Raw genomic sequence first — 17050 nt, 5'->3', positions numbered from 1 at the left:
AACCGTGTCGACTGCATCGCGAGCAAGCTTTGCTCCCACAGGTTCCCACAAGGCTTCCACTGGGATACGGCGCTTTCATACAAGATTGTCAGAGTGAGTACCTACACATGCCTTCCAATACGAGCAACGGCAAGGCGATTTTTCGCGTTGTCAGCGGCAACTTCCTGGAGATGTTCGACTTCATGGTCTACGGCTTCTACGCCACGGCCATCGCCAAGACGTTCTTCCCCGCCGACAGTGCGTTCGCCTCGCTGATGCTGTCCCTGGCCACGTTTGGTGCAGGGTTCTTGATGCGCCCCCTCGGGGCGATTTTTCTCGGCGCCTACATCGACCGCCACGGACGCCGCAAAGGCTTGATCATCACCCTGATGCTGATGGCCATGGGTACCATACTGATCGCCTGCGTACCGGGCTACGCAGTCCTCGGCGTGGCGGCCCCCTTGCTGGTCCTGCTGGGCCGCTTGCTGCAAGGCTTCTCCGCTGGCGTGGAACTCGGAGGCGTATCGGTTTACCTGGCGGAAATTTCCACGCCGGGGCGCAAGGGTTTCTTTGTCAGTTGGCAATCGGCCAGCCAGCAGGCTGCCGTGGTGTTTGCCGGCCTGTTGGGGGTTGGCCTCAATCACTGGCTGAGTCCCCAGGAGATGGGCGACTGGGGCTGGCGCGTACCGTTCCTGGTGGGTTGCATGATTGTGCCGGCAATATTCATGATCCGTCGTTCACTGGAGGAAACACCTGAGTTCCAGGCGAGAAAACATCGTCCTAGCCTGTCGGAAATTGTCCGCTCCATCGGTCAGAACTTCGGCATCGTCTTGGCTGGCATGGCGCTGGTGGTGATGACCACCGTATCGTTCTACCTGATCACCGCTTACACACCGACCTTCGGCAAGGCCGAGCTGAACCTGTCGGACCTGGATGCACTGCTGGTCACGGTGTGCATCGGCTTGTCGAATTTCTTCTGGCTGCCGGTGATGGGGGCGTTTTCCGACAAGATCGGACGCAAACCCCTGTTGCTCGGTGCGACTGTCCTGGCGATCCTGACGGCCTATCCGGCACTGTCCTGGCTGGTGGCGAACCCCAGCTTCAGCCATTTGCTGATCGTCGAGCTGTGGTTGTCGTTCCTGTATGGATCCTACAACGGCGCCATGGTCGTGGCCTTGACGGAAATCATGCCGGTCGAGGTGCGCACCACCGGTTTCTCCCTGGCATACAGCCTGGCGACAGCGACGTTCGGCGGGTTTACTCCGGCGGCCTGTACCTACCTGATTCATGTGCTCGACAACAAGGCTGCACCGGGGATATGGCTCAGTGGCGCGGCGGTGCTGGGGTTGATTGCGACCCTGGTGCTGTTCAAGGGCAATCGGCATGAACTGCGCACTGAACAAGCCTCGATAGTCGGCGGCGCCTGAAAAATCGTCATCGCGAGCAGGCTCGCTCCCACATTTGATCACATACATCAGCAACAACTCGGTCAACTGTGGGAGCGAGCCTGCTCGCGATGAGGCCAGCCCAGCCAACACAAAACCTGCAGACAAAAAAACGCCCCGACAAGTCGGGGCGTTTTCACAAGCGGCTAAGGCTTAGCGCGGGAACGCTGGCGGGTTGACCCCGGCCATGTCTTCCATCACGCGAACCACCTGGCAGCTGTAACCGAATTCGTTGTCGTACCAGACGTACAGGACAACGCGGTTGTCTTGGCTGATGGTGGCTTCAGCATCCACGACACCGGCGTGGCGCGAGCCCACGAAGTCGGTGGAGACCACTTCCTGGGAATTGACGAAGTCGATCTGCTTATGCAGCTCGGAGTGCAGCGCCATGTAGCGCAGGTACTCGTTCATCTCTTCACGGGTGGCGGCTTTCTCAAGGTTCAGGTTGAGAATGGCCATCGACACGTTCGGCGTCGGCACGCGGATCGCATTGCCGGTCAGCTTGCCGGCCAGTTCAGGCAGGGCCTTGGCGGCGGCGGTGGCGGCACCGGTCTCGGTGATGACCATGTTCAGCGCGGCGCTGCGACCACGGCGGTCGCCCTTGTGGAAGTTATCGATCAGGTTCTGGTCGTTGGTGTACGAGTGAACCGTTTCAACGTGACCGTTGACGATGCCGAACTTGTCGTTCACAGCCTTGAGCACCGGCACGATGGCGTTGGTGGTGCAAGAGGCGGCGGAGACGATCTTGTCGTCAGCGGTGATGTCGCCGTGGTTGATGCCGTGGACGATGTTCTTCAGCTTGCCCTTGCCAGGCGCGGTCAGGACAACGCGGTCGATACCCGGGCAGGCCAGGTGCTGGCCCAGGCCATCGGCGTCACGCCATACGCCGGTGTTGTCCACCAGCAGTGCGTCCTTGATACCGTACTGGGTGTAGTCCACCTCGGTCGGGTTCTTCGCGTAGATCACCTGGATCAGGTTGCCGTTGGCGGTGATGGTGTTGTTTTCTTCGTCGATGGTGATGGTGCCGTTGAACGAACCATGGACCGAATCGCGACGCAGCAGGCTGGCACGCTTGGTCAGGTCGTTCTCGGCGCCCTTGCGCACCACGATGGCACGCAGGCGCAGGCCGTCGCCACCACCGGTTTTTTCGATCAGGATGCGCGCCAGCAGACGGCCGATACGACCGAAGCCGTACAGGACCACGTCGGTGCCTTTGCGAGCCGAAACGTTCTGCTGGCCAACCACATCAGCCAACTCTTCACGAACGAACTGCTCGGCGCTACGGCCGTTGCCTTCGTTGCGGAACTTGAACGCCAACTTGCCCAGATCCACCGAAGCCGCGCCGAGCTTGAGCTCGCTCATGGCTTTGAGCAGAGGGAATGTTTCGTGGACGGAGAGTTCGCTGTCGTCGGAAGAACGGTGGCGAGCAAAGCGGTGGGCTTTGAGGATCGCGATGACAGACTGGTTGATCAGGCTGCGGCCATAGATCGAGCTCACCACGCTGTTATTGCGGTAGAGCTGACCGATGAGAGGGATCATCGCTTCTGCGAGAGCTTCACGATCAATCCATTCACCAAGACACTGGTCGGGCTTCTGAGTCACGGTAACCTTCCACATGTAGGGGCTGAAAAAAGGGGCTACATTATGCCGCCGAGTCCTCGGCTGAGCAATGCGCGCCTGTCGCACCGTGGTTTTCCTGTCTGCCTGGGTAGTCTGCGACTGACAGCAGCCCCCTTCCCCCGCTACAATTGCCGACTTTGTCGCAACGCTGGAGCTCAACCTTCCGTGCCCGTTCTGCGTCTTCCGCTTCTCCCTGCCGCGGCAGGTAAACAGCACTGGGGCAACCTGCCCCGTGCCGCCCTGAGCCTGGCCATCGCCGAGGCTGCCAGCGCTGCAAAGCGTTTCACCCTGCTGCTGACCGCCGACAGCCAAAGCGCCGAGCGGCTGGAACAGGAGCTGAGTTTCTTCGCTCCGGATTTGCCGGTCTTGCATTTCCCGGACTGGGAAACCCTGCCCTACGATCTGTTTTCGCCACACCAGGACATCATTTCCCAGCGAATCGCCAGCCTTTATCGGCTGCCGGAGCTCAGTCATGGCGTTTTGGTAGTGCCGATCACCACGGCCCTACATCGCCTGGCACCGACCCAGTTCCTGCTCGGTAGCAGCCTGGTGCTGGACATCGGCCAGAAGCTCGATGTCGAGCAAATGCGCACCCGCCTCGAGGCCAGTGGCTACCGCTGCGTCGACACGGTGTACGAGCACGGCGAGTTCGCGGTACGCGGCGCCTTGATCGATCTGTTCCCGATGGGCAGCAAGCTGCCTTATCGCATCGACCTGTTCGATGACGAAATCGAGACCCTGCGCACCTTCGATCCGGAAAACCAGCGCTCCATCGACAAAGTGCAGTCGATCCGCCTGTTGCCGGCCAAGGAATTCCCGCTACAGAAGGAAGCCGTGACCCGCTTCAAGGCACGCTTTCGCGAGCGCTTCGATGTGGATTTCCGCCGCTGCCCGATTTTCCAGGACCTGAGCAGCGGGATTACTCCCGCCGGCATCGAGTACTACTTGCCACTGTTTTTCGAAGAAACCTCCACCCTGTTCGATTACCTGCCCCAGGACACCCAGGTGTTCTCCCTGCCGGGCATCGAGCAAGCAGCGGAAAACTTCTGGAACGACGTGCGCAACCGCTACGAAGAGCGTCGCGTCGATCCTTCCCGGCCTTTATTGCCGCCAGCCGAGCTGTTCCTGCCGGTGGAAGACTGTTTTGCCCGCCTCAAGAGCTGGCCGCGGGTGGTGGCGAGCCAGCAGGACGTGGAGACCGGTGTCGGTCGTGAACGCTTCCCGGCCAAAGCGTTGCCGGACCTGGCCATCGAAGCCAAGGCCACGCAGCCACTGGCGGCGCTGGCTGGCTTTCTCGACACATTCCCCGGTCGCGTATTGTTCACCGCCGAAACCGCGGGTCGTCGCGAAGTGCTGTTGGAGCTGCTTGAACGCCTGAGGCTGCGACCGAAGACGGTGGACAACTGGCCGGACTTCGTCGCCGGCAAGGATCGCCTGGCGATTACCATCGCCCCGCTGGACGAAGGACTGGTACTCGATGACCCCGCCCTCGCGCTGGTCGCCGAAAGCCCGTTGTTCGGCCAGCGCGTCATGCAACGTCGCCGTCGCGAGAAACGCGCCGACGCCGCCAACGACGCCGTCATCAAGAACCTCACAGAACTTCGCGAAGGTGCGCCCGTGGTGCACATCGACCACGGCGTGGGCCGCTACCTGGGCCTGGCGACCCTGGAGATCGACAATCAGGCCGCTGAATTCCTCACACTGGAATACGCCGAGGGCGCCAAGCTCTATGTGCCGGTGGCGAACCTGCACCTGATCGCCCGCTACACTGGCAGCGACGACGCCCTGGCCCCACTGCATCGCCTGGGCTCGGAAACCTGGCAGAAAGCCAAGCGCAAGGCGGCCGAACAGGTGCGCGACGTGGCCGCCGAACTGCTGGACATCTACGCCCGGCGCGCAGCTCGTGAGGGCTATGCCTTCGCCGATCCGAAAGCCGACTACGAAACCTTCAGCGCCGGTTTCCCGTTCGAAGAAACCGTCGACCAGCAGACCACCATCGAAGCGGTGCGCGCCGACATGCTCGCGCCCAAGCCCATGGACCGGCTGGTGTGTGGCGACGTCGGCTTCGGCAAGACCGAAGTGGCGATGCGCGCCGCGTTCATCGCCGTGCACGGTGGCAAGCAGGTGGCGATCCTGGTGCCGACCACCCTGCTCGCCCAGCAGCACTACAACAGTTTCCGCGACCGCTTCGCCGACTGGCCGGTGACCGTGGAAGTCATGAGCCGTTTCAAATCCACCAAGGAAGTGAATGCCGCCGTGGCCGACCTGGCCGAAGGCAAGATCGACATCGTCATCGGCACGCACAAGCTGCTGCTGGACGACGTGAAGATCAAAAACCTGGGGCTGGTGATCATCGACGAGGAGCACCGCTTTGGTGTGCGCCAGAAAGAGCAGCTCAAGGCCCTGCGCAGCGAAGTCGACATCCTGACCCTGACGGCCACGCCGATCCCACGCACATTGAACATGGCCGTGTCGGGCATGCGCGACCTGTCGATCATCGCCACGCCGCCGGCCCGGCGCCTGTCAGTGCGCACGTTCGTGATGGAGCAGAACAAAAGCACGGTCAAGGAAGCCTTGCTGCGTGAGCTGCTGCGTGGCGGCCAGGTCTATTACCTGCACAACGACGTGAAGACCATCGAGAAATGCGCCGCCGACCTGGCCGAACTGGTGCCGGAAGCCCGTATCGGCATCGGCCACGGGCAGATGCGCGAACGCGAACTCGAGCAGGTGATGAGCGACTTCTACCACAAGCGCTTCAATGTGCTGATCGCCTCGACCATCATCGAGACCGGCATCGACGTGCCGAGCGCCAACACCATCATCATCGAGCGCGCCGACAAATTCGGCCTGGCCCAGTTGCACCAGCTGCGCGGCCGGGTCGGGCGTAGCCACCACCAGGCCTATGCCTACCTGTTGACCCCGCCACGCCAGCAGATCACCCCGGATGCGGAAAAGCGCCTGGAAGCCATCGCCAATACCCAAGACCTCGGCGCCGGTTTCGTGCTGGCCACCAACGACCTGGAAATCCGTGGCGCCGGCGAATTGCTCGGCGACGGCCAGAGCGGCCAGATCCAGGCCGTCGGTTTCACCCTGTACATGGAAATGCTCGAACGGGCGGTCAAGTCGATCCGCAAGGGTGAACAGCCGAACCTCGACCAACCCCTGGGCGGCGGGCCGGAAATCAACCTGCGGGTGCCGGCGCTGATTCCGGAAGACTACCTGCCGGACGTCCACGCACGGCTGATTCTCTACAAACGCATCGCCTCGGCCAGCGACGAGGAAGGCCTCAAGGACCTGCAAGTGGAGATGATCGACCGCTTCGGCCTGTTGCCGGGACCGACCAAGAACCTGGTGCGCACCACGCTGCTCAAGCTCAAGGCCGAACAGCTGGGCATCAAGAAGGTCGATGGCGGCCCCAACGGTGGCCGGATCGAGTTCGAGGCCCAGACGCCGGTCGACCCACTGGTGCTGATCAAGCTGATCCAGGGCCAACCCAAACGCTACAAGTTCGAAGGCGCCACGATGTTCAAGTTCATGGTGCCCATGGAACGCCCGGAAGAGCGTTTCAATACCGTAGAAGCGCTGTTCGAGCGCCTCACTCCGACCACTGCTTGAAGGACGCCACATGCGCCTGTTTCGCTCACTGACCTTGTTGTTGACCCTGGTCGCCCCCCTGGCGTTTGCCGACGACCTGTATCAGGTTGAAATGATCCTGGTGCGCCAGAACGCCGAGCCGGCGATCATCAGTCGCGCCGCACCGGAAGACTGGGACGCCGGCGCGCAACGCCTGGGTGCCGATAGCCAGCGTACACCGGCCCTGGGCAACATCGTCGAGAAACTCAACGCCAGCGGCCAATACACGGTATTGATGCACAAGGCCTGGCAACAGACCCTCGGTGAACAGGGCCGCAAAGTCGCCATCAGCGACGGAGCCGAGCAGTTCGGGCAATTCCCTATCGAGGGCACCCTGGAGCTGAAACTGGGTCGTTTCACCGACGTGGATGCCGATTTCTGGGTCAACCAGATCAACACCAATGGCCTGGTCACCGCCAGCGAGCGCCTCAAGCAACAGAGCCATACCAAGAATGGCCAACTGAACTTCCTCGACAACGGTCATCTCGGCCTGTTGATCAAGATCACCTCGCTGACCGCGCCCGTGCCACGGCAGGCACCTGAAGTCATTCCGGACTGATTGGCGCGCCTATGCCCTCGCCCCTGAGCAAACCCCTGGCACCTTCCTGGGTCAATCGATTCAAGGAACAAAGCCTGGAGCGCGGGCGCCGTTATGCGCTGGAAAACCGCGTCAGGATCGTCGAGGCCGGCGACAGCACCATCACCGCCAGTTGCGAAGGCTCTGGCGGCAACGTCTACCGTCAGACCATTCGCCTTAAAGAGTCAGCCAAGGGCGCGCTGATTCTGCTCGAAGCCGCTTGCTCCTGCCCGGTGCGTATCAACTGCAAGCATTGCGCGGCAGTGTTGCTGCAAGTCCAGGAAACCCTGGCCTACCCGGCCGCCGAAAAAGACGCGCAGTTGCTGGAGAAACTCCAGGCGGTGCTGGACAACCGCAGCCCCAAGGCCCCGCCGCAAGTGCTGGTGGATAACGTGCAGCCGGTACCGCGGCTGTGGCTGGCCAGCATCGAGTTCAGCGCCTTCGAGCCACGCAACGGCAAGATGCAACGCTACATCCAACACCGCGCGGCCCTGTCCTTCAGTTACCTGGACGAATACGTCAGCGGCCAGCGCAACACCGACGTGCTGATTCGCCAGGAAACCCAGACGCTGCGGATAAAACGCCACACCGATGTGGAGCAGTCCTACCGCGAACAGCTGCGAATCCTCGGTTTCAAGGTCGCGACCCGACAAAGCAAGGCCTTGCCGGAAAGCGCCGGGGAACTGTACGAGATGGTCAACGACAGCGCCTGGTTGACCTTCACCCTCAACGACCTGCCGAAACTCCGTAGCCAGGGCTGGGAATTGCAGATCGACGAGGACTTCGGCTTCGACCTGACGGCGGTGGACGAGTGGTACGCCACTGTCGAGGAAACGCCGGAGCGGGACTGGTTCGACCTGGAACTGGGGATCATCGTCAACGGTGAGCGCCTGAGCCTGTTGCCGATCCTGCTGAACCTGATGCGTTCGCACATCGAACTGTTCAACCCGGAACGCCTGGCCCGGCGCCGTGACGACGAACTGATCCTGGTCAACCTGCCCAACCGCCCGAACTCGGAGTTCGGCCCACAGCAAGTGGCGCTGCCCTACGGCCGGCTGAAACCGGTGCTGGCGACCCTGGGCGAGTTTTACCTGCAAGAACCCGGCACCACCAAACTGCGCCTCAACAGTGCGGACGCCTTGCGCCTGAACCCACTGCAGGACATGCCGCTGACCTGGGAAGGTGGCGAACACATTCGCGGCCTGGCCCAACGCCTGCGGGATATCAAGGATTACACCGCCACCGCGCCAGAAGGCCTGAACGCGACACTGCGGCCTTATCAGCTCGAAGGCTTGAGCTGGATGCAATCGCTGCGCCAGCTGGAAGTCGGCGGTATTCTCGCGGACGACATGGGTCTGGGCAAAACCCTACAGACTCTGGCGCACATTCTCAGCGAAAAGAACGCCGGACGCCTCGACCGACCGTGCATGGTGGTCATGCCCACCAGCCTGATTCCCAACTGGCTCGACGAAGCGTCCCACTTCACGCCGCAACTCAAGGTGCTGGCGCTTTATGGGGCCGGGCGCAAAAAACACTTCGACCGACTGGCCGACTACGACCTGATCCTGACCACCTATGCGCTGCTGCCCAAGGATGTCGAACGTCTCGCCGCGCAGCCATTGCACGTGCTGATTCTCGATGAAGCCCAGTACATCAAGAACCCCACCAGCAAAGCCGCCCAGGCCGCCCGCGAGCTCAACGCCCGCCAGCGGTTGTGCCTCTCCGGTACACCACTGGAGAATCACCTGGGCGAATTGTGGTCGCTGTTCCACTTCCTGCTGCCGGGGTGGCTTGGGGACGTCAAGAGCTTCAACCGTGATTACCGTGTGCCTATCGAAAAACGTGGCAGCGATGTCAGACTCCAGCACCTCAACGGTCGGATAAAACCTTTCCTGTTGCGCCGGACCAAGGAACAAGTGGCGACGGAACTGCCACCCAAGACCGAGATCATCCATTGGGTCGAACTCAGCGATGCCCAGCGGGACGTCTACGAAACCATGCGCCTGGCGATGGACAAGAAAGTCCGTGACGAGATCACCCGCAAAGGCGTGGCCCGCAGCCAGATCATCATTCTTGAAGCGCTGCTCAAGCTGCGCCAGGTGTGTTGCGATCTACGCCTGATCAACGACGCCGCCCTGCCTGCCCGAGGCAGCACCTCGGGCAAGCTCGACAGCCTGATGGAAATGCTCGAAGAGTTGTTTGAAGAAGGCCGTCGGGTGCTGCTGTTTTCTCAGTTCACGTCCATGTTGGCGCTGATCGAAGATGAGCTGAAAAAGCGCGGGGTCGATTACGCGATCCTGACGGGTCAGACCCGGGACCGACGCACGCCGGTCAAAGAATTCCAGAGCGGCAAGCGTCAGATCTTTCTGATCAGCCTGAAGGCCGGGGGTGTAGGCCTGAACCTGACCGAGGCCGACACGGTGATTCACTACGACCCGTGGTGGAACCCCGCCACCGAAAACCAGGCGACCGACCGTGCCTACCGTATCGGCCAGGAAAAACCAGTGTTCGTCTACAAGCTGATTGCCCGAGGCACGGTGGAAGAGAAAATCCAGCTGCTGCAAAAGGAAAAATCCGACCTCGCGGCCGGCGTGCTGGACGGACGCGTGGCCGGGGATTGGAAATTGCAGAGCGACGATATCGAAGCGTTGTTCGCGCCGCTGCCGGAAAAACTGGAAAAGCGCTGATCCACAGCGCTCCCCCATTGCTTAGCGCTAGTCGATCAGTTGGGCAGCTCTCAACGCGCCCAGTGCCGCCAGCCAGCGCGGGTCCTGGCGGTATTCAGTGGAGGCATAGGCCTGGCCGCGCATGCGGGCGATCCGCGCCGAAGGCTTGACCTTCAGGCGTTGGGCGGCGCTCAAGGCCAGCTCCGCGGCAGCGCGGTCATTGCACACAAGGCCCATGTCGCAACCCGCCGTCAACGCTGCCTCGATACGACTGGCAGCATCGCCGACCACATGAGCTCCAGCCATCGACAGGTCATCACTGAAGATCACACCCTCGAATTGCAACTCCCCGCGCAGGATGTCCTGCAACCAGCGACGGGAAAATCCGGCTGGATTGGCGTCAACCTGAGGATAAATGACATGGGCAGGCATGACCGCCGCAAGCTGCTTGCTCAGCTTGGCGAACGGCACCAGGTCGTTGGTGCGAATCTGCTCGAGACTGCGCTCATCGTTGGGAATAGCCACGTGGGAATCGGCCTCGGCCCAGCCATGCCCCGGGAAGTGCTTGCCGGTGGCCGCCATCCCCGCGGCGCTCATGCCACGGATGAAGGCACCGGCCAGCAACGCCGCGCGCTCGGGGTCGCCTTCAAAGGAACGACTGCCGACGACGGCGCTGCGCTGGTAATCGAGGTCCAGCACCGGGGCAAAACTCAAGTCGAGACCGACCGCCAGCACTTCGGTAGCCATGATCCAGCCACACTGCTCGGCCAGGTATTCGGCATTCGGGTTGTCGGCTATCGCCCGCATCGCCGGTAACCGCACAAACCCCTGGCGCAGGCGCTGCACGCGACCCCCCTCCTGATCGACCGCCAGCAAAAGGTCGGGACGGATGGCACGGATCGAGGCGCTCAATTCGCGCACCTGTCGTGGATGTTCGATGTTGCGCGCGAAAATAATCAGGCCACCCACTTCGGGCTGGCGCAACAGGTGGCGATCTTCGGCCGTCAGCCAGGTACCGGCGACATCCACCATCAACGAGCCTTGCAGGCCAGCAGTCATAGTATTTCCTTAATAACGATGAACCCCACAGGCACGACCGTGCCGCCGGGCTGCAGGGCCGGCAGGCAACGATTGTGGAATAAAATACAAAGCAGGTTCGAAACGAGAGTCGGCATGGGCGGCTAGCTTAGCGGATGTAGGCTACCGCGCCCACCCGTCAAGCCTTGGCCAACACCGGGGCCGGGGCCGATTTGCTGCGAGGGCGTAATTGTGCGGCAGCCATGGCCTCATCGGTGACACCGCTTTCGGCACGCATGCCGGCCGCCAGGAACGGCACCATCAGGCGCATCACCTGCTCGATCGACGTGTTCACGCCAAAATCGGTTTCAGCGATGGCTCGCAATGCCTTGATACCGGACATGCTGAACGCTGCAGCACCGAGCATGAAGTGCACCCGCCAGAACAACTCGATCGGCGGAATGCGCGGCGCGGCCTCATTGACCAGCAGCATGTAGCGGCGGAACACCTTGCCGTACATGTCTTCCAGATAACGCCGCAAGTGGCCCTGGCTCTGGCTGAACGCCAAGCCTAGCAAACGCATGAAAATGGAAAGATCGTTACCACTGCGTGGCTGCACGGCAAGCGCTTGCTCGACCAGCATTTCCAGCAGTTCTTCCAGGGTCGGCTTGACGTCAGGCTTGGCCTGGCGCCGCTCCAGCTCGCGATCGAGGCTGAGGCAGAAAGGCCCGAGGAAACGCGAGAAAACCGCCTGGATAAGGGCTTTTTTCGAACCGAAGTGATAGTTCACCGCTGCCAGGTTCACCCCGGCCTTGCTGGTGATCAGACGCAACGAGGTTTCAGCGAAACCTTTTTCCGCGAACAACTGCTCGGCAGCATCGAGAATGCGTTCAACGGTTTCCGACTGGGCCATGGTTACTCCGCCTGACAAACACTTGTTTGAAACATACGTTTCAGCCCATGGGTTGTCAAGCCTGCCGGGGCGTTTTGCGAACGCCCGGTCACGTATTTAACCACACCTTTTCACGGGTGGTAGCCATGACGCGTTCAACAGTCCGACCGACCGTCCAGCGGCCTGTGAAAAAAGGAGGATTGCCAAGCGGCGTCCACTGTATATAATCCCAGTCACTGTATAAAAAGACAGAGCGATCAATATGCTAAAGCTGACGCCACGCCAAGCAGAGATTCTGGCCTTCATCAAACGCTGCCTCGAAGACAACGGCTACCCGCCAACCCGTGCGGAAATCGCCCAGGAACTGGGTTTCAAGTCGCCCAACGCGGCTGAAGAACACCTCAAGGCGCTGGCGCGCAAGGGTGCGATCGAAATGACCCCGGGCGCATCCCGTGGCATTCGCATCCCCGGCTTCGAAGCCAAGGCCGACGAAACCACCTTGCCAATCATCGGCCGGGTGGCGGCAGGCGCACCGATCCTTGCCCAACAGCATGTCGAGGAATCCTGCAACATCAATCCTTCGTTCTTCCATCCTCGGGCCGATTACCTGCTTCGTGTACACGGCATGAGCATGAAGGACATCGGCATCTTCGACGGTGACCTCCTGGCCGTCCACACCACCCGCGAAGCCCGCAATGGCCAGATCGTAGTGGCGCGAATTGGCGACGAAGTGACCGTCAAGCGCTTCAAGCGCGACGGCAGCAAGGTCTGGCTCATCGCCGAGAACCCTGAGTTCGCGCCCATCGAAGTGAACCTGAAAGATCAGGATCTGGTCATCGAAGGCTTGAGTGTCGGCGTCATTCGCCGCTAAAGGAGGCTTTATGCAGTTCCCTCACACACCACAACACACACAACTTCCGCTGTTCGAGGCATTCATGGCTCAACCGCTGGTTCCAGTCCTGAAAGAGGTCATCGAGTCGCCGTGGAGCGTCGAGCCCGAGGCTTTCAGCGAACTGTCGTTACGTGGTGCGGCTGGAAACTGCCTGAACCTGTTGGCGCCGATTCTGCGGGAACTCAGCCAGGACCAGGACGCTCGCTGGTTGACGCTGATCGCGCCGCCGGCCAGCGTTACCCAGGCCTGGCTGCGGGATGCCGGCCTGAACCGCGAACGCATTCTACTGTTGCAGCCGCGAGGCACCCAAAGCGCCCAACAGTTGACCTGCGAAGCATTGCGCCTGGGCCGTAGCCACACCGTGGTCAGTTGGCTCAATCCACTGACCACGACCGCACGGCAACAGTTGATCAGCGCCGCCCGTATTGGGGACGCACAAAGTCTGAATATTCGATTGGGTTAAAACAAACGCGGGGCTTCTCCAAGACAGAGAAGCCGGCCAGTCATACTATTCAAAAAAGCCGACAGGCGGGATCAATGAAGAACCCGCGGCCCCTCTTCCTTGTTGAATTCGCCTTCAACCAGGCGACCTGCCATCTGGACGCCCACGCTCAGCATCGCCTTGGCGACTTCGACGTGTTGCCCCTGGAGGAATACCTTGGCATCTTCGGAGAAGTTCAGGGTAACCAGAGACCCCTCGTCCTCAGCCCTGCGCAGCTCGATGCGGCCATCAGGAAGTTCGACAATTTCTAGAAAGGACGTTGGCATAAAAGTCTGTTCTCCACGAAAGGCGAGGATTATATAGTCATCGGCCAGGCTCCGCTCGGGATCTTGACCAAGCGTCATCAACGAGCGTAACGGGCCGTGGGGAAACTCAGCACTCGTTCAACCCTTCACGAAAGCGTATCGCCAGGCTCTTGAGGTTCTGGCGCCAGCTCTCCAGCTCCTCCCGGCTCAACTCCTGCTCAGGTTCTTGCTCATCCAGATTGACCGCCACGATCAACGGCTGGGTCACGTCCCCCTTGGGCTTGCGCGGGGCCCGGGGCGGCTCGAACAGCGCCGCATGGGCCGCCAATAGCTTCGCCAGCCAGGTTTCCGGATTGTGCGCCAGCTCGACCATTTCGGCCAATTCCGGAATAGCGATGGTTTCCAGCACCTCGCGGGTCAACAACAACTCGGCCCGCGACGCGTTCGCTTGCGGCAGGCGATAGAAACCGGCGATTTCATGGCACAACCCCAACAGCGCACCGTAAAGGTGAAACAGCGCGGATTCGCGTCCTGCCTGGAGCAACGCCGGGGAATTCATCGCACGCCCATCCTCGGCCCTGGTGAGCGCTTCAAGCGACAGACCGGCGAAATAAATTTTCTGATTGGTGCGGGTATAGAGTTCGTGGGCCATGGTGGCGTCTCCCCAACGAAATGAAAGCTTCAAGCAAGTGGGACAGTGTCGTGGATCAACCGAGGCCACTGCAAGCCAAAAACAAAAGGCCGCATGAAAACATGCGGCCTTCTGTCACTTGGGGCTTGTTGGGGACGGCTGCGCCGTCCAGCGGGAGCAAGCTCCCTCGCCACAGCCCCCAACCTTCAGACAAGCTCCGGCGATCAGCGCTTGTCTTCCACCGTCCATTTACCGCCGTCGTAGTACGCCTTCCAACCAGTCGGCTTGCCGTCGACTTCGGTCTGCACATATTGCTCCTTGGTCTTGCGGCTGTAGCGAATGACCGCTGGACGCCCTTCCGGATCCTTCTGCGGCGCGTCACAAAGGAAATGGTACTTCGGATCGATCTCGTCCTTGTGCGGCACGATCTCCATTACCAACGGTGCACGGGTCTCACGGTTTTTCGGGAACTGGCTGGCCGCCAGGAACAGGCCGGAGGCGCCGTCGCGCAGGATGTAGGTGTCATTGACCTTCTCGCACTTGAGTTCAGGCATCTTCACCGGGTCCATCTTCGGCGGCGCCGCGTCACCGCTCTTGAGCAGTTTGCGGGTGTTCTTGCAGGTCGGATTGGTGCACCCGAAGAACTTGCCGAAACGACCGGTCTTGAGCTGCATCTCACTGCCACACTTGTCGCATTCCAGGCTCGGACCTTCGTAGCCCTTGATGCGATAAGTCCCCTCTTCAATCTCGTAGCCGGCACAGTCCGGGTTGTTGCCGCAGATGTGCAGCTTGCGCTTTTCATCCAGCAAGTAGGCATCCATTGCCGTACTGCAGATCGGGCAGCGATGCTTGCCGCGCAGCACCAGGGATTCCGACTCGCCCTCGTCGTCCGCGGCGATTTCGTCGCCCGGTACCAGGTTGACCGTCGCCTTGCAGCGCTCCTTGGGTGGCAGGCTGTAGCCCGAGCAACCGAGGAAGACACCTGTCGATGCCGTGCGAATTTGCATCGGACGCCCGCAGGTCAGGCACGGAATGTCGGTCATGACCGGCTGATTGGCCCGCATGCCATTGTCGGCGCTTTCAGCCACTTCGAGTTTTTTCTTGAAGTCGCCGTAGAACTCGTCGAGGACGTTTTTCCAGTCCCGCTCGCCCTGGGCCACATCGTCGAGGTTCTCTTCCATGCCGGCGGTGAAACCGTAGTCCATCAGGTTCGAGAAGCTCTCGGACAAACGTTCGGTAACAATGTCGCCCATCTTTTCCGAATAGAAACGACGGTTGTGCAGCGCTACATAGCCGCGATCCTGGATGGTGGAAATGATCGCCGCGTAGGTCGAAGGACGACCGATGCCGCGTTTTTCCATTTCCTTGACCAGGCTGGCTTCCGAATAACGAGCCGGTGGCTTGGTGAAGTGCTGGGTCGGATCAAGCTTGATCAGCTTCATCACGTCACCCTGGGCCATGTCCGGCAGGACGTCGTCATCCCCGGGCTTGGTGATTTGCGGCATGACGCGGGTGTAGCCGTCGAACTTCAAGATGCGGCCCTTGGCGCGCAGCTCGAAGTCGCCAGCACCGACGCTGACGGTAGTCGACAGGTATTGCGCCGGCAGCATCTGGCAGGCCAGGAATTGGCGCCAGATCAACTCGTAGAGACGCTCGGCGTCGCGCTCCATGCCCGACAGCTTGCTTGGTTCGGTATTGGCATCGGACGGACGAATCGCTTCGTGAGCCTCTTGTGCGCCTTCCTTGCTGCTGTAGACGTTCGGCGTGTCCGGCAGGTATTTCTTGCCGAACTCGCTTTCTATATAAGTGCGCGCCATCGCCACGGCATCGGCCGAGAGGTTGGTCGAGTCGGTACGCATATAAGTGATGTAGCCGGCTTCATATAGACGCTGGGCCATCATCATGGTTTTCTTCACGCCAAAACCCAGGCGGTTGCTCGCAGCCTGTTGCAGCGTGGAAGTGATGAACGGCGCCGACGGTTTGCTGCTGGTCGGCTTGTCCTCGCGCTTGACGATGCTGTAGCTGGAAGCCTTGAGCTTCTCCAGCGCAGCCATGGCCTGGGCTTCGTTGAGCGGCTTGAAGGCCTCACCCTTCTCGCGGGCCACCTCGAAACGCACGGTAGCGCCCTTGGCAGTGCCAAGGTCGGCGTGGACTTCCCAGTATTCTTCAGGGATAAACGCGCGGATCTCCCGCTCGCGCTCCACCACCAGCTTCACCGCGACCGACTGCACACGACCGGCAGACAGCCCGCGGGCGATCTTGGCCCACAACAGTGGCGAGACCATGTAGCCCACCACGCGATCGAGGAAACGACGCGCCTGCTGGGCGTTGACCCGATCGATATCCAGCTCGCCCGGCTGAGAGAAGGCTTCCTGGATGGCTTTCTTGGTGATTTCGTTGAACACCACGCGCTTGTAGCGGCTGTCGTCCCCACCGATGGCTTCGCGCAGGTGCCAGGCAATGGCTTCCCCTTCGCGGTCCAAGTCCGTTGCGAGATAGATGGTGTCAGCATCCTTGGCGAGCCGACGCAGCTCTTCGATGACCTTTTCCTTGCCTGGGAGGATCTCGTACTTGGCTTTCCAGCCATGTTCCGGATCGACCCCCATGCGTGAGACCAGCTGCTTGCGCGCCTTGTCTTTCGGCGACAGCGCCGGCGCTTCACCGGCAGCAGCCTTGCCGCGCTTGGCGGCTGGCTCCTTGCTGGCGCTAGCCGAACCGCTGGTGGGCAGGTCTCGGATATGGCCGATACTCGACTTCACCACGTATTGGTTGCCCAGATACTTGTTGATGGTCTTGGCCTTAGCCGGGGATTCCACAATGACCAGCGATTTGCCCATGGATCAGAAAATTCCTGAATTCTAAAAAGTGAAAGGCGGTTGGCGCCTGACGCGGCACCGCTATATATAGTGGCTGCAAGGTGAGGTCAAGCGCAGGGTTGCCCGCATACCGGC

12 protein-coding genes are annotated in these 17050 nt (G+C 61.0%); 6 read left to right on the top strand and 6 right to left on the bottom strand.

Annotation, left to right across the window (positions count from 1 at the left end; all coding sequences use genetic code 11):
• Nucleotides 1–107 precede the first annotated feature (107 nt).
• Nucleotides 108–1406, top strand: coding sequence for an MFS transporter (locus PSH86_RS09500; RefSeq protein ID WP_116831866.1), 1299 nt, complete (start codon nt 108–110; stop codon nt 1404–1406).
• A 171-nt stretch (nt 1407–1577) separates the two neighbouring features.
• Here PSH86_RS09500 and PSH86_RS09495 read toward each other — a convergent pair whose 3' ends face one another.
• Nucleotides 1578–3041 (bottom strand): glyceraldehyde-3-phosphate dehydrogenase, encoded by a 1464-nt coding sequence (locus tag PSH86_RS09495; protein ID WP_305489381.1) that lies wholly within the window; start codon nt 3039–3041, stop codon nt 1578–1580.
• A 168-nt stretch (nt 3042–3209) separates the two neighbouring features.
• On the opposite strand from PSH86_RS09495, the gene mfd reads away from it, so the two are divergent.
• From mfd to PSH86_RS09480, 3 genes are read left to right on the top strand one after another with little or no spacing between them, the layout of a single operon-like run.
• Nucleotides 3210–6659 carry a transcription-repair coupling factor gene (gene mfd, locus PSH86_RS09490; RefSeq protein ID WP_305489379.1) on the top strand — a complete coding sequence of 1150 codons (3450 nt, stop codon included), beginning with the start codon at nt 3210–3212 and terminating at the stop codon, nt 6657–6659.
• Between the two features lie 10 nt (nt 6660–6669).
• Complete coding sequence (locus PSH86_RS09485; RefSeq protein ID WP_305489378.1) at nt 6670–7236, top strand: CsiV family protein; 567 nt, start codon at nt 6670–6672, stop codon at nt 7234–7236.
• Between the two features lie 11 nt (nt 7237–7247).
• Complete coding sequence (locus PSH86_RS09480; RefSeq protein ID WP_305489376.1) at nt 7248–9941, top strand: DEAD/DEAH box helicase; 2694 nt, start codon at nt 7248–7250, stop codon at nt 9939–9941.
• A 27-nt stretch (nt 9942–9968) separates the two neighbouring features.
• On the opposite strand, the gene nagZ is transcribed toward PSH86_RS09480, so the two are convergent.
• Both nagZ and PSH86_RS09470 read right to left on the bottom strand, forming a co-directional pair.
• Nucleotides 9969–10967, bottom strand: coding sequence for a beta-N-acetylhexosaminidase (gene nagZ, locus PSH86_RS09475; RefSeq protein ID WP_176689573.1), 999 nt, complete (start codon nt 10965–10967; stop codon nt 9969–9971).
• Nucleotides 10968–11136: 169 nt separating this feature from the next.
• The gene (locus tag PSH86_RS09470; protein WP_109751581.1) at nt 11137–11850 is read right to left on the bottom strand and encodes a TetR/AcrR family transcriptional regulator; all 714 of its coding nucleotides are present in this window, start codon (nt 11848–11850) and stop codon (nt 11137–11139) included.
• 241 nt (nt 11851–12091) lie between these two features.
• On the opposite strand from PSH86_RS09470, the gene lexA reads away from it, so the two are divergent.
• Nucleotides 12092–12700 carry a transcriptional repressor LexA gene (gene lexA / locus PSH86_RS09465; protein WP_003199651.1) on the top strand — a complete coding sequence of 203 codons (609 nt, stop codon included), beginning with the start codon at nt 12092–12094 and terminating at the stop codon, nt 12698–12700.
• Between the two features lie 10 nt (nt 12701–12710).
• Nucleotides 12711–13184, top strand: a complete 474-nt coding sequence (gene sulA / locus PSH86_RS09460; RefSeq protein WP_163854643.1) for an SOS-induced cell division inhibitor SulA — start codon at nt 12711–12713, stop codon at nt 13182–13184.
• Between the two features lie 71 nt (nt 13185–13255).
• Here sulA and PSH86_RS09455 read toward each other — a convergent pair whose 3' ends face one another.
• From PSH86_RS09455 to topA, 3 genes are all read right to left on the bottom strand, one after another.
• The gene (locus PSH86_RS09455; RefSeq protein WP_003183419.1) at nt 13256–13489 is read right to left on the bottom strand and encodes a hypothetical protein; all 234 of its coding nucleotides are present in this window, start codon (nt 13487–13489) and stop codon (nt 13256–13258) included.
• A 106-nt stretch (nt 13490–13595) separates the two neighbouring features.
• On the bottom strand, nt 13596–14120 hold the full coding sequence (locus tag PSH86_RS09450) for a DUF6586 family protein (RefSeq protein ID WP_109751579.1): 525 nt from the start codon (nt 14118–14120) through the stop codon (nt 13596–13598).
• Nucleotides 14121–14323: 203 nt separating this feature from the next.
• A complete protein-coding gene (gene topA, locus PSH86_RS09445) occupies nt 14324–16936 on the bottom strand; it encodes a type I DNA topoisomerase (RefSeq protein WP_109751578.1) in 2613 nt (870 codons plus the stop codon).
• Nucleotides 16937–17050: the final 114 nt, after the last annotated feature.

Origin of the sequence: Pseudomonas sp. FP2300, assembly GCF_030687595.1 — a bacterium.
Classification (GTDB): domain Bacteria; phylum Pseudomonadota; class Gammaproteobacteria; order Pseudomonadales; family Pseudomonadaceae; genus Aquipseudomonas; species Aquipseudomonas bijieensis.
This window is presented reverse-complemented; position numbering and strand designations above follow the sequence as displayed.

Excerpts from the sequence above, each read along its gene's own strand:
- PSH86_RS09450 (WP_109751579.1), bottom strand. The coding sequence starts at position 14,120 with ATGGCCCACGAACTCTATACCCGCACCAATCAGAAAATTTATTTCGCC.
- PSH86_RS09495 (WP_305489381.1), bottom strand. The coding sequence starts at position 3,041 with ATGTGGAAGGTTACCGTGACTCAGAAGCCCGACCAGTGTCTTGGTGAA.
- PSH86_RS09470 (WP_109751581.1), bottom strand. The coding sequence starts at position 11,850 with ATGGCCCAGTCGGAAACCGTTGAACGCATTCTCGATGCTGCCGAGCAG.
- topA (WP_109751578.1), bottom strand. The coding sequence starts at position 16,936 with ATGGGCAAATCGCTGGTCATTGTGGAATCCCCGGCTAAGGCCAAGACC.
- PSH86_RS09480 (WP_305489376.1), top strand. The coding sequence starts at position 7,248 with ATGCCCTCGCCCCTGAGCAAACCCCTGGCACCTTCCTGGGTCAATCGA.
- PSH86_RS09500 (WP_116831866.1), top strand. The coding sequence starts at position 108 with ATGCCTTCCAATACGAGCAACGGCAAGGCGATTTTTCGCGTTGTCAGC.
- PSH86_RS09455 (WP_003183419.1), bottom strand. The coding sequence starts at position 13,489 with ATGCCAACGTCCTTTCTAGAAATTGTCGAACTTCCTGATGGCCGCATC.
- PSH86_RS09485 (WP_305489378.1), top strand. The coding sequence starts at position 6,670 with ATGCGCCTGTTTCGCTCACTGACCTTGTTGTTGACCCTGGTCGCCCCC.
- sulA (WP_163854643.1), top strand. The coding sequence starts at position 12,711 with ATGCAGTTCCCTCACACACCACAACACACACAACTTCCGCTGTTCGAG.
- lexA (WP_003199651.1), top strand. The coding sequence starts at position 12,092 with ATGCTAAAGCTGACGCCACGCCAAGCAGAGATTCTGGCCTTCATCAAA.